Annotated in this window: 15 protein-coding genes; 5 read left to right on the top strand and 10 right to left on the bottom strand. The window is 64.9% G+C overall.

The features are described from left to right. Window positions 1-2: 2 nt before the first annotated feature. From J4E04_RS05110 to chvE, 5 genes are all read right to left on the bottom strand, one after another. The gene (locus J4E04_RS05110; RefSeq protein ID WP_490150061.1) at window positions 3-1919 is read right to left on the bottom strand and encodes an AAA family ATPase; all 1917 of its coding nucleotides are present in this window, start codon (window positions 1917-1919) and stop codon (window positions 3-5) included. A gap of 132 nt (window positions 1920-2051) precedes the next feature. Then, a complete protein-coding gene (locus J4E04_RS05105; RefSeq protein WP_490150060.1) occupies window positions 2052-3038 on the bottom strand; it encodes a LacI family DNA-binding transcriptional regulator in 987 nt (328 codons plus the stop codon). Window positions 3039-3123: 85 nt separating this feature from the next. Then, window positions 3124-4458 carry a multiple monosaccharide ABC transporter permease gene (mmsB, locus tag J4E04_RS05100; RefSeq protein WP_490150059.1) on the bottom strand — a complete coding sequence of 445 codons (1335 nt, stop codon included), beginning with the start codon at window positions 4456-4458 and terminating at the stop codon, window positions 3124-3126. Then, window positions 4455-5993 carry a multiple monosaccharide ABC transporter ATP-binding protein gene (gene mmsA / locus J4E04_RS05095; protein ID WP_490150058.1) on the bottom strand — a complete coding sequence of 513 codons (1539 nt, stop codon included), beginning with the start codon at window positions 5991-5993 and terminating at the stop codon, window positions 4455-4457. Before mmsA ends, mmsB begins: the two co-directional genes overlap by 4 nt. A gap of 8 nt (window positions 5994-6001) precedes the next feature. Beyond that, window positions 6002-7138 carry a multiple monosaccharide ABC transporter substrate-binding protein gene (gene chvE / locus J4E04_RS05090; RefSeq protein WP_490150057.1) on the bottom strand — a complete coding sequence of 379 codons (1137 nt, stop codon included), beginning with the start codon at window positions 7136-7138 and terminating at the stop codon, window positions 6002-6004. Window positions 7139-7396: 258 nt separating this feature from the next. On the opposite strand from chvE, the gene J4E04_RS05085 reads away from it, so the two are divergent. Together J4E04_RS05085 and J4E04_RS05080 are read left to right on the top strand one after the other, a co-directional pair. After that, window positions 7397-8203 (top strand): acyl-CoA thioesterase, encoded by an 807-nt coding sequence (locus J4E04_RS05085; protein WP_490150056.1) that lies wholly within the window; start codon window positions 7397-7399, stop codon window positions 8201-8203. A gap of 87 nt (window positions 8204-8290) precedes the next feature. Continuing rightward, entirely contained in the window at window positions 8291-9916 is a 1626-nt protein-coding gene (locus J4E04_RS05080; protein ID WP_490150055.1) for a long-chain fatty acid--CoA ligase, read from the top strand. An 8-nt stretch (window positions 9917-9924) separates the two neighbouring features. Here J4E04_RS05080 and J4E04_RS05075 read toward each other — a convergent pair whose 3' ends face one another. Together J4E04_RS05075 and J4E04_RS05070 are read right to left on the bottom strand one after the other, a co-directional pair. Next, window positions 9925-10677, bottom strand: coding sequence for a hypothetical protein (locus tag J4E04_RS05075; protein ID WP_490150054.1), 753 nt, complete (start codon window positions 10675-10677; stop codon window positions 9925-9927). After that, complete coding sequence (locus tag J4E04_RS05070; RefSeq protein ID WP_490150053.1) at window positions 10674-11144, bottom strand: 5' nucleotidase, NT5C type; 471 nt, start codon at window positions 11142-11144, stop codon at window positions 10674-10676. Before J4E04_RS05070 ends, J4E04_RS05075 begins: the two co-directional genes overlap by 4 nt. Window positions 11145-11542: 398 nt before the next feature. Between J4E04_RS05070 and J4E04_RS05065 the strand changes: the two genes are divergently transcribed. The 3 genes from J4E04_RS05065 (at window position 11543) to J4E04_RS05055 (ending at window position 14432) form a co-directional block, all read left to right on the top strand. Continuing rightward, window positions 11543-13432, top strand: a complete 1890-nt coding sequence (locus J4E04_RS05065) for a helicase-related protein (protein ID WP_490150052.1) — start codon at window positions 11543-11545, stop codon at window positions 13430-13432. A gap of 69 nt (window positions 13433-13501) precedes the next feature. Then, window positions 13502-13852, top strand: coding sequence for a TA system antitoxin ParD family protein (locus J4E04_RS05060; RefSeq protein ID WP_052493090.1), 351 nt, complete (start codon window positions 13502-13504; stop codon window positions 13850-13852). A 4-nt stretch (window positions 13853-13856) separates the two neighbouring features. Further along, complete coding sequence (locus tag J4E04_RS05055; RefSeq protein ID WP_490150051.1) at window positions 13857-14432, top strand: ATPase; 576 nt, start codon at window positions 13857-13859, stop codon at window positions 14430-14432. A gap of 4 nt (window positions 14433-14436) precedes the next feature. On the opposite strand, the gene J4E04_RS05050 is transcribed toward J4E04_RS05055, so the two are convergent. From J4E04_RS05050 to J4E04_RS05040, 3 genes are all read right to left on the bottom strand, one after another. Then, the gene (locus J4E04_RS05050; RefSeq protein ID WP_490150050.1) at window positions 14437-15807 is read right to left on the bottom strand and encodes a cytochrome P450; all 1371 of its coding nucleotides are present in this window, start codon (window positions 15805-15807) and stop codon (window positions 14437-14439) included. Between the two features lie 111 nt (window positions 15808-15918). Next, complete coding sequence (locus J4E04_RS05045) at window positions 15919-16428, bottom strand: hypothetical protein (RefSeq protein WP_490150049.1); 510 nt, start codon at window positions 16426-16428, stop codon at window positions 15919-15921. Window positions 16429-16433: 5 nt separating this feature from the next. Continuing rightward, window positions 16434-16847 carry a nuclear transport factor 2 family protein gene (locus J4E04_RS05040; RefSeq protein ID WP_490150048.1) on the bottom strand — a complete coding sequence of 138 codons (414 nt, stop codon included), beginning with the start codon at window positions 16845-16847 and terminating at the stop codon, window positions 16434-16436. Window positions 16848-16997 lie beyond the last annotated feature (150 nt).

Below are 16997 nucleotides of genomic sequence, written 5' to 3'. Positions count from 1 at the left end.
ACCTATCGGGTGGCTGCGAGATCGACGAGAACGTCGACGAATCCGTCGATCTTGGCCGGGTCCATCGCCTGGATGGGATCGTCGAGAACCAGGAATCGGAACGGGCTTCCCTCGGTGGTCGCACGCGGAATGAACAGCGCCAATGTCAGTGCGTGCAGCTCGCCCTGACTCATCACGGACAGGGCCCCCGTCGGCTGACCGTCGACCGACGCTTCGATGCTGGCTTTACGGCGAGTCGCGCGGCCCTCCAGAGTGATTCGACCGATGTCGACGTTGGACTCCTGCCTCAGCATCGACCAGATGCGACGGGCCTTGTCACCGATGGGCGCCAACCGCTCGTCGCGCAGGACATCGATGTGCCCGGAAAGCCACGTCCGCGCGGCGTCGACGCGGGTGAGCTGTTCCTCGACCGCTCGCGCCTCGCGTTCGAGGTCGACCCATCGGGCGAGCTGTTCCGCGAGTGGCGTCCACTCGGTCTCCAACTGGGCGAGTGCCTGCGCTGCCTGCTCTCGCACTCCGGCTGCGGCGTCGATGAGCACCGGCAGCGATGCTGTGACGTGGTCGCCCAGAGACATCGTGTCCGAGGGCACGGCCCGCGCTGTGTCACGAGCGGCCCGGTAGACCTCAAGGTCCAGTCCACCGGTGTCATCGACGGCAAGCGGTGCTGAGAGAGCGAGGTCTCGCAGGGAGCGCGCTGCCGCATCGAACTCCGACTTCGCGTCGCGGTAGCGCTGGGTGTCCGTTCGACCAGCCTCGAGCGCGAGTCGCGAACGTTCGGCCCAGACGTCGTCCAAGATCCCCTCACCACACACGGGGCACGGTCGACCGTCACCGCCGGAATGCAGTTCCAGAGCGCTGGCCAACAGGTCGAGCAACCGTTCCTGTTCGTCTGCCACCACGCCGGTCACAGCTGATAGAGCGTCTCGGGCGCGTTCGAACCGCGACACCGTCCGGTCAATGTCGCTGATCTCAGCCGTCCGCAGTGTGGCCAGACGCCGCAGGGCCGCCACGACCGTCGACGACGCCGCCTCGGAACCTGTCGCGATGCCCGCGACGACGTCGAGGTCGGGCTTGTGCTTGCGGAGCTGTTGGAATGCCGCAGCGGCACGTTGATCGCTCGACGCTTCGACTGCCGCCTTGACCGACTTCTTCGACTGGGTCGCTGCGGTGCGCGGCTTCTTCAGCTCGCCGTGCCTCTCGGCCAAGCGCTTCTCTGCAGCCGCCACCGCGTCGAGACCCAGTAGTTTCGCAATGGCGTCGTAGAGGGCCGACGGTTCTTGTTCGAACATCCGGCCGACCTCGTCGTACGACAGAATCGGTCGATGGGAATCGAGTGCGTCGCGCCACCCCAGGGTGTCCGTTCCGGTCGACCTCGCCGCCTTCTTCTCCTGAACCCAGAATGCGGCATCGTCGAGCTCCGCCCCAGCGGACCAGTCGACACCGACCGTGGTCTCGGGTCGCCCGTCGATGGTCAGCCCCACACGGATCGACGCCTCGCCGTCGTGGTGCATGTTGCGCCAGGACGACGCCCACACGACGCTCTTCTTGTTCGCACTCCAGCGGTACGACTTGCTGGTGAGAGCGAACTCCAGTGCTTCCGCGAAACTCGACTTGCCGGATCCGTTCCGTCCCGACACCACCGTGATGCCAGGCCCGGGTACCAGGGACAATCTCGACGTCGGACCGATGCCCCTGAACCCGGTCACCTCGATGGAGGACACGAATGCCCCGACGGGACCGTCCTGGGACGCGGGTGAGTCCGGCTGCAGCGCCTCGTGTTCCACGGTTCCGTGAAGTTCGCTGGCGAGCTCGGCGTCGCCCTCCAGCGCCGCGAGAACGACATACGCGATCTCGTCGGTGACAGACGCGTCGTCCGTCAGGGCCTGAGTCACTGTGTTGATCAGTTCTGTGTCCGTCACGGTCACGATCTGTGGCACTCCCTCGTACGTTCGACGCCGCCGGTCGAGCGCGACGAATCAGAACGTACCTGCCGGTTCCGACAGCGCGAGTCGTTTCCGATCGGACGGGCCGGGACGTGCCGAGGCCGCTCCTCAGTCGGCCGGCGCAGCCGTGCTCGCTCGGGTGACCAGGCTGGGGGCGATGCTGAAGCGTCGGGTGCTCGACTTCCCGGACTCGATCTGCTCGAGCAGGATCTCGACGCTCCGGACGCCCACCTCGCTGAACTCCTGGCGGACCGTGGTGAGCGGCGGTGAGTAGAACTCGGCGTCGGGAACATCGTCGAAACCGACCAGGCTGATGTCCTCGGGAACCCGCCGCCCGTGGGCGTCGAGCGCGCGCAGCACTCCGAGCGCCATGGAGTCGTTGCCTGCGAACACGGCGGTGACACCTTTTATCTGCGCGAGGACGGTGCCGGCCGCGTAGCCTGACCGGGCGGTCCAGTCCCCGTTCATCATCGGCGGCGGATCGATCCCCCGCTCCTCCTGCACCGACCGCCACCCACTCACCCGGTCCGCGGCCTCGTACCATCCCAGAGGCCCGGCCACGTGCCACACCTCTCGGTGCCCGAGTTCCAGGAGATGCGACGTGGCGTCCCTTGCTCCGAGGACCTGGTCGACGGACACCACCGCGAGATCTCCGGCGGGCGATCCCTCGACCGCGACGAGCGGCAGTTCGCCGGCCAGCCCCGCGATGTCGCCGTTGTCGGTGCGCAGCGGCGCCACCACGACCACCCCGTCGACACCCTGCTTGTGCAGACTCCGAACGCACGCGTTGATGGCGTCCTCCTCCAGCGAGGTCGGAACCCCCACCAGCACCGAGTAGCCGGCTTGCCGGGCGGCCCGCTCGACGCTGTACAGCGTCGAGACCGGTCCGTGCAGAGCAACTCCCGTCGCGACGATGCCGATGGTGCGGTTGCTTCCGGTGACCAGAGCCCGAGCCGCGGTGTTGGGCCGATAGCCCAGCTGGGTGATGGCCTGCGTGACCCGCGCCCTGGTCGCGTCGGTGACGTGGGGATGACCGTTGATCACCCGCGAGACGGTCTGGTGGGACACCCCGGCAAGTTTGGCCACGTCCGTCATGGCCGGCCCTCGAATCGGCGTCACAGTTCCCCCCAGTTCACTCGTCCGTCGTCCAGGATCGCAGGTTCTGCCCCGCCGCGCCGATCTACCTCGACACGGGCGGCGACGCGGTGGCTGCGGGGGCAGCTTTCGTGTCGGTGGAACCGCCCAACATCTCGGCCGGAACCGGGAGGCCCATGTAATTGGACGGCGCCGGTTTCTCGGCCTTGTCCGGTCCACCCCCGCGTCCGCTGGCGGCTCGACGCTTCGTCCAGATGTCGAAGGCGACGGCCGCGAGAAGGACGAGGCCCTTGACCAACTGGACTCGCTCGCTGGGTGATCCGATGAGCGACATCCCGCTGTTGATGACGGCGATGATCAGTCCGCCGGTGAGTGCACCGACGATGCGCCCGACGCCACCCTGCACGGCTGCGCCACCGATGAACGCGGCCGCGATGGCGTCGAGCTCGAATCCGTTGCCTGCGGTGGGGCCGGCCTGGTTCAGTCGGCCGGCGAAGATGATTCCCGCCAGGGCCGACAGGACACCCATGTTCACGAACAGCCAGAACGTGACCGGCTTGACCTTGATGCCGGAGAGCGATGCGGCGTGGATGTTGCCGCCGATGGCGTAGACGTGCCGGCCGAACACGGTCTTGCCCGCCAGTGTCGAGTACCCCATCACCAGTACCGCGAGGAGGATCAACACGTACGGCAGGTTCTTGAAGCGGGCCAGCTGCACGGCGATCGCCAGCACGAGCAGTCCGGCGAAGGTGACCTTGGCCAGGAACAGCGGCAGTGCATCGACGACCTGGCCGTACTTCTGACGTCCGGTTCGAGTCCGCCACTGGCTGAACACGATTGCGCCGATGGCGGCGATGGCGACCAGCAGCGTGAAGATGTCGGCTCCGCCCAGGGGTCCGAGGCCGACGTTGCCGAGGAATCCGGGGAGGAAGCCGTTGGACAGTGTCCGCACCGGTCCGGGGAACGGCCCGATGCCCTGATTGCCCAGCACGATGAGGGTGACGGCGCGGAAGACGAGCATGCCGGCCAGCGTGACGATGAACGCGGGGATGCCGAAGTACGCGACCCAGTAGCCCTGCCACGCTCCGATCAGTCCGCCCACGACCAGCGTGATCAGCACTGCCAGCGGCCATGGCACGTTCTGTTGAACCATGAGGACACCCGCGATGGCGCCGGTGGCCGCGACCACCGATCCCACGGACAGGTCGATGTGGCCGGCGATGATGATCACGACCATGCCGATGGCCAGGATCAGGATGTAGGAGTTCTGCACCACCATGTTGCTGATGTTCTGCGGCACCAGAAGTTGTCCACCGGTGAGCGCGGTGAAGAGCAGGATGATCAACGCGAAGGCGATGAAAATTCCGCTCTGGCGGAGGTTTCGCGTGAGCAGCCCCCGGACGGTCGACAGCTGATTCATCGAAGTACTCCTGTTCCACGGGTCATGAGATGCATGAGAGATTCCTGCGTCGCGTCCTCCCGAGTCACCTCACCGGTGATGCGGCCTGCGGACAGCGCGTAGATCCGATCGCACAGCCCCAACAGTTCGGGCAGCTCGGACGAGATCACGAGAACGGCCTTGCCTGCATCGGCGAGGCTGTTGATGATCGAATAGATTTCGAACTTGGCGCCGACGTCGATTCCTCGCGTCGGCTCGTCGAGAATGAGCACGTCCGGGTCACTGAAGATCCACTTGCTCAACACGACCTTCTGCTGGTTGCCGCCGGACAGCTTGTCGACGACGGCCTCCACGTTGGGAGCCTTGATGTTCATGCTCTTGCGGAAGCCCTCGGCAACCTCGTACTCGTGGTTGTCGTCGACGAATCCGTGTGCGACCAACTTGTCCAGGGCCGCGGTGGAGATGTTGCGCTTGATGTCGTCGATCAGATTGAGGCCGTAACGCTTGCGATCCTCGGTCGCGTACGCGAGACCGTGCTCGATCGCGTCGTTGACGGACTTGACGTGAATCTCTCTGCCGTACTTGTACAACCGTCCGGAAATGTCCGTGCCGTAGCTGCGCCCGAAGACGCTCATGGCCAGTTCCGTGCGGCCGGCACCCATCAGACCGGCGAGACCGACGATCTCCCCGCGACGGAGCGTCAGATTCGCCTTGTCCACGACGGTCCGACCGTGCTGGGTGGGGCTGTGCACGGTCCAGTCCTCGATCCGCAGCACCTCCTCTCCCACCGTGGATTCGTGCGGCGGGAAGCGGTGCTCGAGATCGCGGCCGACCATGAGCGAGATGATGCGATCCTCGGTGACATCCGGGTTGCGCATGTCCAGCGTCTCGATGGTCCGACCGTCCCGGATGATCGTGGTCCGGTCGGCGATGGCCGCGATCTCGTTGAGCTTGTGCGAGATGATCACGCACGTGATGCCCTCGTCCCGCAGACCGCGCAGCAATTCGAGGAGGTGGGTGGAATCCGAATCGTTCAGTGCTGCGGTCGGTTCGTCGAGAATCAGCAGCGTCACGTCCTTGGACAGTGCCTTCGCGATCTCCACGAGTTGCTGCTTTCCGACACCGAGGTCGTTGACGACGGTGACCGGGTTCTCCCGCAGCCCTACACGGTTCAGTAGGGCTGCGGCCTCGGAGTTGGTGCGGTTCCAGTCGATGAACCCACGCTTCGACCGCTCATTGCCGAGGAAGATGTTCTCGGCGATCGACAGATACGGACTGAGCGCGAGTTCCTGGTGGATGATGACGATGCCCTTGGCTTCGCTGCTCCGGATGTCGGAGAACTCGCAGGCCTGACCGTCGAACACGATGTCGCCGTCGAACGTGTCATGGGGATACACACCCGACAGAACCTTCATGAGCGTGGACTTTCCCGCGCCGTTCTCGCCGCAGATCGCGTGTATCTCGCCGCGCTCCACCGTCAAGGTGACATCCTGCAGTGCTTTCACGCCCGGGAACGTCTTGGTGATCCCGCGCATTTCCAAGATCTGGCTCGTCATCGCCGAACTCACTTCAATTGATCCTCGGTGTAGTAGCCGCCGTCTAAGAGGAGCTTCTCGTAGTTGTCCTTGTAGACGATCTCGGGCTGCAGCAGGTAGGCGGGAACGACCTTCTCACCGTTGTCGTAATCGGTCGTGTTGTTGGTCTCGGGGGTCTGGCCCTCGAGAACTGCCTGCGCCATCTGGATGGTGACCGCCGCCAACTCGCGGGTGTCCTTGTAGATGGTGGCGTACTGCTCACCGGCGATGATCGACTTGACCGACGGAACCTCGGCGTCCTGACCGGTGACGATCGGGTACGGCTGACCGGCGGTTCCGTATCCGTTGCTCTTGAGCGCGGACAGGATTCCGATGGACAGACCGTCGTAGGGCGAGAGCACGCCCTGCACCTTCTGACCCGACGAGTACGTCTTGGTCAGCAGGTCTTCCATGCGCTTCTGGGCGGTCGCCGGGTCCCAACGAAGGGTTGCGGCCGTCTCGAAGTCGGACTCACCGCTGCCGATCTTCAGGGTTCCCTTGTCCAGGTACGGCTTCAGGGTCTCCATGGCACCGTCGAAGAAGAAGGTGGCGTTGTTGTCGTCGGGCGAACCGGCGAAGACCTCGATGTTGAACGGGCCGGCGGGGGCGTCGGCCTTGTCGGTGCCGTCCTCGTTCTTCAGGCCGAGGCCGACCAGCAGGGACGTGGCCTGGTCGACGCCGACCTTGTAGTTGTCGAAGGTGGCGTAGTAGTCGACGTTCGGCGAGTTGCGGATGAGGCGGTCGTACGCGATGACGCCGATGCCGTTGTCCTTGGCTTCCTGCAGCTGCGTGGTGATGGCGGTGCCGTCCACGGAGGCGACGATCAGCAGCTTCGCGCCCTGGGTGATCTGGTTCTCGATCTGGTTGACCTGGGTGGGGATGTCGTTCTCGGCGTACTGCAGGTCGACCTTGTAGCCCTTCGACTCGAGCGCGCTCTTGAGGTTGTCGCCGTCGGCGATCCATCGAGCGGACGACTTGGTCGGCATGGTGACACCGATCAGAGCGCCGGCCGTGTCACCGCCCGCCGAGGGGGCGACGTCGGCGGTCTTCGTGCTGGACCCGCACGCGGTCACCGTGATCGCTATCGCCACCGCGGCCGCAGCCACCGGTAGGTGTCGGAACTTCATCGTGTCTCCTCGGGTGGTGGCTGGTCGGCAGGGACGGCATTCGATTCGCCGTGCTGCGGATCATGCTGCTGTCGAGTGGTGTGAATCACACCGCTCAGCGAGTGTGAGCGATAACATCAGAGATGTCAACGGGTCCTCCGAACTGGACTTTGCGACGTGTTAGCGCTAACAGAATCCGCCAGTCGATCCGCGGTGTCACCACCCCGCTCAGACCACCGTTATGCTTTGGCGCATACAACCACCGAATCAGGACGACTCATGACTCACCCCGGATCGCACGCCTTCGACGACGGCCTCAACCTCGAGCCTCTGGGCGACGGTCGCTACCGCGGCCGGACCTCCGCGCCGTACAACAACATGGTCGGCCCCTTCGGCGGGCTCACCGCCGCGACGCTGGTCCGGGCCGTCGAGCTTCATCCCGATCGACTGGGCGACCCGGTGACGCTGACCGTGAACTTCGCGGGGCCCATCGCCGAGGGCGAGTTCGAGATCTCCACTCGCGCCGTGCGGACGAATCGCAGCAACCAGCACTGGTACCTGGAGCTGAGCCAGGACGGCACGGTCGCCACCACCGCGACCGCGGTCTTCGGTACGCGCCGCACCACCTGGGACGCCCTCGAGTCGTCGCCGCCCGCGATGCCCGACCCCGCGGACGTCGACACGGTCGACTTCCCCGAGTTCATCGCCTGGGCGAACAACTACGAGATGCGGTTCACCGCCGGTGCATTGACCGAGACGGAGTCCGCCGATTCCGTTGCGACGCTGTGGGTCCGGGACTCTCCCCCGCGTCCGATGGACTTCGCGTCCCTGACGTCGATGAGCGACATCTTCTACCCGCGGGTCTTCCAGCGGCGCGGGAAGTACGTCGCCGCCGGAACCATCTCGCTCACCGTGCACTACTTCGCGACGGCGGAGGATCTGGCGGCTCAGTCCGACGGGTACGTCCTCGGGACCGCGCACGCACGACGATTCCATCAGGGCTACTTCGACCAGACCGCCGAGCTGTGGAGCACGAGCGGCACTCTCCTCGGCACCGGACACCAGGTCGTCTACTACAAGGACTGATATCGGGTCCCTGCCGAGCCGCAGTGTGCACAATGTGACACAGGGCACGTAGGTCGTGCGCCTCGCGGATCGACCGGCAGGAGAGTCATGAAGAGCACCATGCAGGACACCCCGTTGTCCATCGGCCAGCTCGTTCGATACGGCACGTCGATGCACGCGTCGGCGACGATCACCACGTGGAGCGAGGCGGGGCCGTCGAACATCACCTTCGCCGAGCTCGGTCGACGCGCCGCCAAACTCGCCCACGGTCTCCGAGCGCTCGGGATCGACGGGGACCAGCGCGTCGCCACCTTCATGTGGAACAACTCGCAGCACATGGAGGCCTACATGGCCGTGCCGGCCATGGGTGCCGTGCTGCACACGCTGAACATCCGCCTGTTCCCCGAGCAGCTCACGTACATCGTCGAGCACGCCGAGGACAGCGTCATCATCGCCGACGCCAGTCTGCTCCCCCTGCTGACGCCGCTCCTGCCGACAATGACGACCGTGCGGCACCTCGTCGTCGTGGGCGCCGACCCCGCACAGGTGCAGGCACCGGACCACATCGAGGTGCTCGGCTACGAGGACGTGCTCGCAGGCCACCCCGACGAGTACGACTGGCCCGAGCTCGACGAACGATCCGCTGCAGCAATGTGTTACACCTCGGGCACGACCGGTGACCCGAAAGGCGTCGTCTACTCGCACCGATCGATTTGGCTGCACTCGATGCAGGTCTGCATGACCGATGCCATGGCGCTCGCGCAGTCGGACACCGTGCTCGCCATCGTGCCGATGTTCCACGCCATGTCCTGGGGACTGCCGTACGCCGCGCTGATGGTGGGGGCCTCGCTCATCATGCCGGACCGCTTCCTGCAGCCGGCGCCGCTCGCAGAGATGATGACGACGCTGCGACCCACGGCGGCCGCCGCCGTCCCCACCATCTGGCAGGCACTGCTCGCCCACCTTGAGGACCACCCGGCGGACCTGTCGAGCCTGCGCGACGTCACCGTGGGCGGCAGCGCGTGCCCGCCGAGCCTGATGCGGGCGTTCCACGAGAAGTACGGCGTTCCCATCTCTCAGGCGTGGGGCATGACGGAGACGTCGCCGCTCGGCACGTCCGGGCGCCCCGACGTCGGACTGTCTCCGGAGGACGAGTTCGACTTGCGTTGCACTCAGGGACGTTTCGTGTCCGCTGTCCGCGCTCGCCTGGTCGACGATTCGGGCACCGTCTTGCCGTGGGACGGCACGCACGTCGGCGAACTCGAGGTGCGCGGGCCGTGGATCACGGGCAGCTACTACCGCAGCGACGCGTCCGACAAGTTCGACGACGGGTGGCTGCGGACCGGTGATGTCGGCACCATCTCCGAGGGCGGATACCTGACGCTGACGGACCGGTCGAAGGACATCATCAAGTCCGGTGGGGAATGGATCTCGTCCGTCGAGCTCGAGAACCACGTCATGGAGCATTCCGCTGTGCGCGAGGCCGCGGTCATCGGTGTGCCCGATGAGAAGTGGGACGAGCGACCACTCGTCGCCGTCGTCGTGCGCGAGGGTCAGACCGTGACCGCGGAGGAGCTCCGCGACTTCCTCGACGGCCGAGTTGCGCACTGGCAGTTGCCGGAACGCTGGACCTTCATCGACGAGGTGCCGAAGACGAGTGTCGGCAAGTTCGACAAGAAGCGGCTGCGCGGGTCGCATGCGGATGGTGCGTTGGAGGTCGTCGAGGTCGGCTGACACGAACGTCAGACGCGGGACACGAGTACTTCCGTCGACCCGTCGAAGGCGCTTCCCGGTGAAGCTGTGGGTGGGGCGTAGTTGAAGCGGTACCGGGTCGGCTCACTCAGTCGAGTCCGCGCCCATTCCTGCGCCAAAGGCTGGACCGGGAAGGTCGAGACGATCTGGGTCTTCGAGCTCGTCACCAGTCCGTACACGACTGCGGTGGAACCGCTTCCGGGATCGGCCACGAAGACGGTGCGCATCGCGTTGACGGTGTCGACCACCTCGTCGAAGGCGAGGACGACGCGTGTGGTTCCGACCGGATCGCTGAGCGCCGGCAGGACCGTGGATGCGACGCGCTCCATCAGAGGGGTCTCGGATGCCGTCGGCTGAAGGTGAGTGGGCTCCTTGCCGAAGGCGACGGTCAGGTCGCTCGTGAGCCACCTCTGACGTTTCAGTCCGTACGGGGTGACCACTGTCGACAGCAGATAGCCGTACGTGTGCATCAGTCCCGCATGACCGATGGGGAAGTCGTAGACATCGGTCAGCCCTCTGTGGAGCCAGGCGAAGGTCGCCTGGTCGAACACCGGTGCCTGCACGTTGTCGTCGATCACCGTCGACGACGTCCAGTGGGCCAACTGCTCGTCATCGTGCTGCGATGCAAGCACCTGCCTCACCAGCCAGGGGGCCGGTGAGCTCGGCTCGTCGAGGTCGCCCGTCATGCTGAGAAGCTCCGCAGTGGCGGACAATTCGGCGGACAGGCCCTCCTCGCCGGTCACGCCAGCGGGAGCAGGTATTTCGTGACCTGGGCCCAGGTCTTGAATTTCTCGCTACCGAACGCGATCAATTCGCCCTCGAATTGATCTGCCCCGTTGGCACGTCGATCATCCACCAGGAAATCACCCCGGTTGAGATTTTTGTGATGAGAGAGGATGAGGCGCTTGTAGGCCACCGATCCCGACTCGTAGCCCAAGTGCCACTGCACCCACTTGACCTTGTCGTGCCACGCCTGGGCGTTCTTCCACGGAGCAGTGGACAAGATGTACGTATCGAAATGCTCCGCAAGCAGCGTGTATGCGTCCAGCGCACCCTTGATCGGATCCATGAGCGAGAAGATTCGTGGAACCTCGTCCAAGTCATCCTCAAGCCCGACGATCTCCGACGGATGCAGTCGGTCGATCCCGGATTGAAAATCGACCAGCGTGTTGTCTAGGTCGACGTACAGGATTTTCTTCTTTTCAGGCATGCGTCTCCCGGTTGAAAATATGAGGGGTTTGCCGTCCGAGTGGAGGCAATTTCAACATAGCAGTGCGTACTGACACGAATGCGGACACGATTATTCACTCACACATTCCACTGAATGCTCTGTGCACTGGCTGTGTCACCCCGGGGCAAAACCGGTCGTTGGGCCCACCGCGCCCCCTGGCGTGCTGAGCAACGCAGGGACTGAGGTAGGCCCCTACACCGGGCCATACCCAACCTTATGGCCACAAGGTTGGATATGGCCCGGTCGTATCCAACCTTGTCGACGGTGTCGGACGTCGATGCCACTCTCGGCAGCGCCTGGTTCCCACGGCACAGGACCCCACTCCCGCCGACGACCCTTGTCGTGACCACCAGTTGCGATCGGAGAGGATGTTCCCGATGCCACCACGTAGACGCTCCACCACGACTCGCACCGTGAAGGCCGGTCAGAGCAGCGCAGCCCGGAAGTTCGCCGGCACCGCGAAGAAGCCGACCAAGCGCCGCGCACCCGCGAAGAAGACCGCAGCTCCCGACCTGCGCGTGCCCGACGCCGGCGAGCGTGTGTGGGTGCTGGATGTTCCCTTCGAGGACCGCTCCGCAGCCAGCGCTGCGGGGGCGCGCTGGTACCCCGGCCCACGAGTGTTCGCGTACTACGGCACCGAGTTGCCCGAGTACCTGCAGCCGTACGAGTCGATGCCGTACAGCCTGCAGCGGTGGCTCGAGGATGATGCCAACGAGACCTGGCGCCCGGAGACCGTGCATGCCCGTTCCCTGCTCCCTCGCGACACCCAGCTCGAATCGGTCCGTCGGCACCTCACTGCCCTCGACGAGGGCTTCCCGTACTTCGCGCAGATGGACTCCACCGGCTTGGGCAAGACCCTGTCGGTGTGCGAGGCCGTGCGGCAGATGTCTGCCGCCGAGATCGGCACCGTCCTGGTCGTCGCACCGAAGGGTGCGCTGCCCGGATGGCGTCGCACGATCGCGGACAGTGAAGCCGACATCGAGCCCTCCGACCGTAAGCGCTGGCTCCTGGTCACCTACCAGTCGACGAAGAAGCTGCTGTCCGTCCCACCCGACACCGATCTGGGCAAACGCAAACGGACACAGAACAAGCGAACCATCACGCTCGGCGAACTGCGATTCGAGATCGACGTGGTTATCGCCGACGAGTGCCATGCGTTGATGAACATCGAATCGCAGCAGTCGCAGATCGTGTGGCGCTATCAGGAAGCCGCGCGGTCGGTGGTGTGGATGTCCGCGACCCCCGGTTACCAGCCGCTGCACTTCGCGTACATGGCGCGCGCGATCGAGCAGTCACGCGGCGTCGAAATCGTGGGCGACGACGACCAGCTCGGTTACGCCCTCACCGTGAAGTGGGCCAACTTCCTCGAAGAGTCCGGCTTCGCGATCAAGGCCGGCAAGGCGTCGACAGGGCTGGCCACGTGGCGCTGGGAGCCGGAGGATGCTGCCCGTCGCGAGCGCGACATCGCCGCCGTGCACGGGTGGTTGTCGGGAGGTGCTGTGCCGTGGTCGATCTCGCGACCGTCCCCGCCCACACCACGTGAACCGCTCGGGCAAGAACTGACCGCCGCGCAGAAGCGGCTGTACAACTCTGCATGGGTCGACTATCGCAAGGAGGTCGGTCTGCCGATGGGGAAGGTGTCCGGCGGCAAACGGGTGCTGCAGAAGAATCCGAGTGTTCGCGCTGCAACGCTGCGGTTCCGCCAGAAGTGTTCGTACCTTCGCATTCCCGCGTCCGCCGACCAAGTGCGCACGTGGGTGAAGGCCGGCAACCAGGTGTTCGTGTCGATGTTCTACCGCGAGTCCGTCGCCGCTCTCGCCGACGACTTGCGCGAGAGCGGGCTTGCCGTTGCGGTGGTCGACGGGAGCATGAGCAGTCCGGAGCAGGAGGCCGAGATCCGGCGCTTCCAAACCGGGGACGCGACCGTCATCGTGTCGACCACAACGAGCGCCATCAACCTGCACACCAACGAGATGCTGCTGCCCGAAGGCACGACGTCCACGCTCGCGCCGCGGGTGACGCTGATCCACGACCCTCGGTGGACACCCATCGACATCCGCCAGATCGAGGGCCGCGCCAACCGCATCGACAAGGACCACAACCACACGACCTCCACCTGCTATTACGGCTACGCAGAGGGGACCGTCGAGGAGGAGATGGTGCTGACCGGGGTGGAGCGAATCGCCGACCTGGGATCGATCGTCGGGCAGGCCGATCTGATCGATCCGGAAGCGTTCCTGGCTGCTCGGGTTACTGCTGACAGCTAGTCATCATCCGGCAGTACATAGCTGTGGCAGATTGCTACACTAGGTGCACGACAACGAACGGAGCATCTCATGGGCACGACGTCATCGCTACGGGTCGACGATGAACTGTATGCATCGGCGAAGCTGGTCGGCAGTGCGTCGAGCCGGAGCGCAGCCCAACAAATTGCACACTGGGCACTGGTCGGGCGTGAGATCGAGGCCTCACATCACATAGCCTCACGCGACATCGCCGGGGTATTGGCAGGTCGGCAGAACTACGACGCGCTCACCCCGCGAGAGCAGGCAGTCGTACGCGCGGAATGGTCCGAGCGAATCGACGCGATGTCAGAAGGCCTGGATCTGCGCAGCGAATTCGAGGCAGAAGGACGGGCCTTCGTCGAATGCGACGAAGACGGCGCTGTGATCGAGCATCGTCCCTGACGGAATGACCCGCGACCCGGTCCTGCACCTGCTTGCCGGCCCGAACGGCGCCGGCAAGAGCACCTTCTTTGCCCGGGTGCTGGCGCCCGTCACTAATCTTCCCTTCGTCAACGCCGACGAGATCGCTACAGAGAACTGGCCCGGTGACGAACAAGCGCACGCGTACGACGCATCGAGGTTGGCCGCCGAACAGCGGGTGGCCTTACTCGCACAGGCCGCGTCGTTCGTCACCGAGACAGTCTTCTCGCATCCGTCGAAGCTCGATCTGATCGAGACGGCGAACGAGGACGGGTACCTCGTCACGCTTCATATCGTCGCCATTCCGGTCGACCTGGCCGTAGCCCGCGTCGTCAACCGCGTCGAGATCGGCGGTCATTCCGTGCCCGAGGCAAAGGTCCGTGAGCGATACGTGCGCTTGTGGCCCTTGGTTCGATCCGCGATCGATGTCGTCGAAAATGCCCGCGTCTACGACAATACCAACGCAAGAAACCCCTTTCGCGTTATCGCTCGTTACGACCATGGTCGACTGGTTGGGGACCCGTCATGGCCGTCGTGGGCTCCCGCCGCACTGATGACCTGACACCTCAGCCACGCAGCGACACGTGCAGACCTTGCTCGGATGCCGTGTGGATCGGATAGGCGTTGTCCGGGTGCGTCGTGTCCACCGCGGCGTCCGGGTGCGCCTGAAGGAAGTCGTGCACGAACACCGCGATCATCGACGACGCGAACGACTTGCCAGGGCACGATCTCGGCCCCTTCCCGAAGGGGATCACCAGCGGGGCCACGTAATCCGTCGCGTGGGCGTTCAGTATCCGGTTCGGATCGAATGTCGGGCCGTACACCGCGTGCACGGCATGAATGTTCGGCATCACCAGCGTATTACGGTGCAGATCGATAGTGCCGTCACCGAGAGCGATCCGGCAGTCGTCGATCACCCGCCCGTTGAACACGGACCCCGGGGTGTCGATGCGCAACGCTTCCATCACGCACGCACGGACCACTGCAGAATCGCCCAACGACTCGACGGGCACAGCCGAGAAGGCGTCCTTCCACTGCGTGTTGGCGGGATCGAGCAGATGCTTCAGCGTGGCGAGAATGGCCGTGCGCGTCGTGTCGACGCCGGCAATGAAGGACGTCGTGGTGTCGTCACGGACCATGGTCGACGAGAACCCCGAGATGCCGTGCAACCGCCTGATGTGGCCGGCGATGGTGTCGTCGAGCGGCATATCCGCCAGAACCGAGGCGTGCTGCAGAAGCATCCGAGTGTTGATCCGCATCCACCGCTGCTCCTGGGACAACGTCCAGCGTTGCAGCCGTGGCTCGACTCTCATGGCGTATGTGTTCGCACAGCGTCGAAGCCGTAAGAAGTTGTCGTACATCGCATCCGCAAACGGCAACGTCTGATGGGCGCCGCTCTCGTCGACATAGTCGATCACCGCCGTCGCCGCGTCACCCCACACCGCCTCTGCCACAGCCGTGCGCACGCACTCGGTGACGATCGGCCGCAGGTCCATGCTGTCGTCACCCGCACGAACATGCGTCGGCAGCGCGCGCGTCATCGCTGCACGGGCGGACCCCGCGCTCGTCGCCACGATCATGTTGCGTTTGCGGTCACGGAAACGAGGCTGTTGCGCCGAGGAGAACGTCAGCGCGTCGGGGCTCAGCTGACCGAACGAATACTGCGCGGCGGTGTCACGATCGATATGCACACCGGCGATCTTCGGATTGACGATTGCTTCGATGGCCCGGCGCGATACCGCATACAGCTGCACTCGACTGCCACGCCAGGTACCGATGAAGTCGGACTCCCGATTGTCCATGAACAGGTAATCGCGCGACAACTTCTTGCCGAATGCGTCGGACACCCTCCGCTCCGACGACAACGGCAACGGTCCGCCGACGAAACGGATTCCCTGCCGTTGGTAGCTGGCGCGCTGAGCGAACACCGACGCCACGCCACCACGCTCCTCGACAGGGCCGACTTTGCCACGAGCCGGACTCAGCGTGACAGTAGTGCCCAGCAGGTCACCGCGCTTGGGATGATTCACAACCGGCGACGGCCGGCCTCACGGAACGGTCAGCAGGCCCAGCCCCGGGAACAGTGTTTCGGAGAACGGCGCGGGGAACTGTCGACTCTGAGTCACCACAACGGCGACCTGACCGGGTCCGGTATCTGCAACGACGTCGAGCGGGAGCCCTCGGGCGCCGGCGTTCGGATCGACGGCCGAGAGGTCCTCGGAGGCCCAGTGGCGGAAGTCGACGGCGCCGGCCGTTCCCGTCGAGAGATTGCGCCACTGCACCGTCATCCACCGGTAGTTGTACTGGTAGTAGTACGGCTTGATGTCGGCGGCGGAGAACCGGACCGAGCCCGGCCTCTCCCCCACCGTCGCCTTGATCGGCGTGGTCTGGATTAGCCCGCCGGGCACGCTGACCGGGCCGATCTCCAGACCCGTCACGACGGGCACCTGCAAGATCGAGGTCTGGGGTGCAGCGGATGCCGTCCCCGCGCCCACCCCCAGGAACACCGGAATCGCGAGTGCCAAGGCCACTGCCGCTCGACGCGTTGTCTGTCGCATGGTCATCACTCTGACACCGTCAGGCGGAAAAAGACCGATCGTTTTGTGACTGTTACCGAGTCTTGATGTCTGCCGACCGCTTGGATTGGAGTTCCCTGATGAAACAGCAGCTTCCATCCATCGTCCGCCCGACGCCACAACGAGCTTCGGCGCGCGTGCCGACCTCCATGCCTGGTCTCGTACGTCAGGTGAACCATGTCGTCGGCGATCCTTCGGCCGTTGAAGTTCGCGCTCTCGATGGGCTCCGGCTCGGGTGCTTCGATCAGCGCTGCAATCATCTCGCGCCGAGTCCACAGCCGGCCCGACGCGCCGATCTCCTCGAACGACGGGTCGAGCAATCGGTCGAGTTCAGTTGGCGATGAGCGCGTCTCCGGCTCGAGCAGTGTCTTCTCCAGACCGATCACGTGCTCCATCGTCATGTCTTCCACCTCATGATCGTGGACTATGAACCCGGTTTCCGGGGGCAGATTTCCACTATCAGGTCCTGTCGTACGCCGGCCGTACTCTCCGAGCACACGATCCTGGGGGGACCTGATGAGTAAGAGCCAACGTAGGGCCAAGGCCGAAAA

The organism is Rhodococcus sp. NFXS4, from assembly GCF_058139645.1.
This window is presented reverse-complemented; position numbering and strand designations above follow the sequence as displayed.

Coding starts and splice junctions, on each gene's coding strand:
- J4E04_RS05060 (WP_052493090.1), top strand. CDS start 13,502: ATGGGCACGACGTCATCGCTACGGGTCGACGATGAACTGTATGCATCG.
- J4E04_RS05055 (WP_490150051.1), top strand. CDS start 13,857: ATGACCCGCGACCCGGTCCTGCACCTGCTTGCCGGCCCGAACGGCGCC.
- J4E04_RS05080 (WP_490150055.1), top strand. CDS start 8,291: ATGAAGAGCACCATGCAGGACACCCCGTTGTCCATCGGCCAGCTCGTT.
- J4E04_RS05065 (WP_490150052.1), top strand. CDS start 11,543: ATGCCACCACGTAGACGCTCCACCACGACTCGCACCGTGAAGGCCGGT.
- mmsA (WP_490150058.1), bottom strand. CDS start 5,993: ATGACGAGCCAGATCTTGGAAATGCGCGGGATCACCAAGACGTTCCCG.
- J4E04_RS05040 (WP_490150048.1), bottom strand. CDS start 16,847: ATGACGATGGAGCACGTGATCGGTCTGGAGAAGACACTGCTCGAGCCG.
- chvE (WP_490150057.1), bottom strand. CDS start 7,138: ATGAAGTTCCGACACCTACCGGTGGCTGCGGCCGCGGTGGCGATAGCG.
- J4E04_RS05105 (WP_490150060.1), bottom strand. CDS start 3,038: ATGACGGACGTGGCCAAACTTGCCGGGGTGTCCCACCAGACCGTCTCG.
- mmsB (WP_490150059.1), bottom strand. CDS start 4,458: ATGAATCAGCTGTCGACCGTCCGGGGGCTGCTCACGCGAAACCTCCGC.
- J4E04_RS05070 (WP_490150053.1), bottom strand. CDS start 11,144: ATGCCTGAAAAGAAGAAAATCCTGTACGTCGACCTAGACAACACGCTG.
- J4E04_RS05085 (WP_490150056.1), top strand. CDS start 7,397: ATGACTCACCCCGGATCGCACGCCTTCGACGACGGCCTCAACCTCGAG.
- J4E04_RS05045 (WP_490150049.1), bottom strand. CDS start 16,428: ATGCGACAGACAACGCGTCGAGCGGCAGTGGCCTTGGCACTCGCGATT.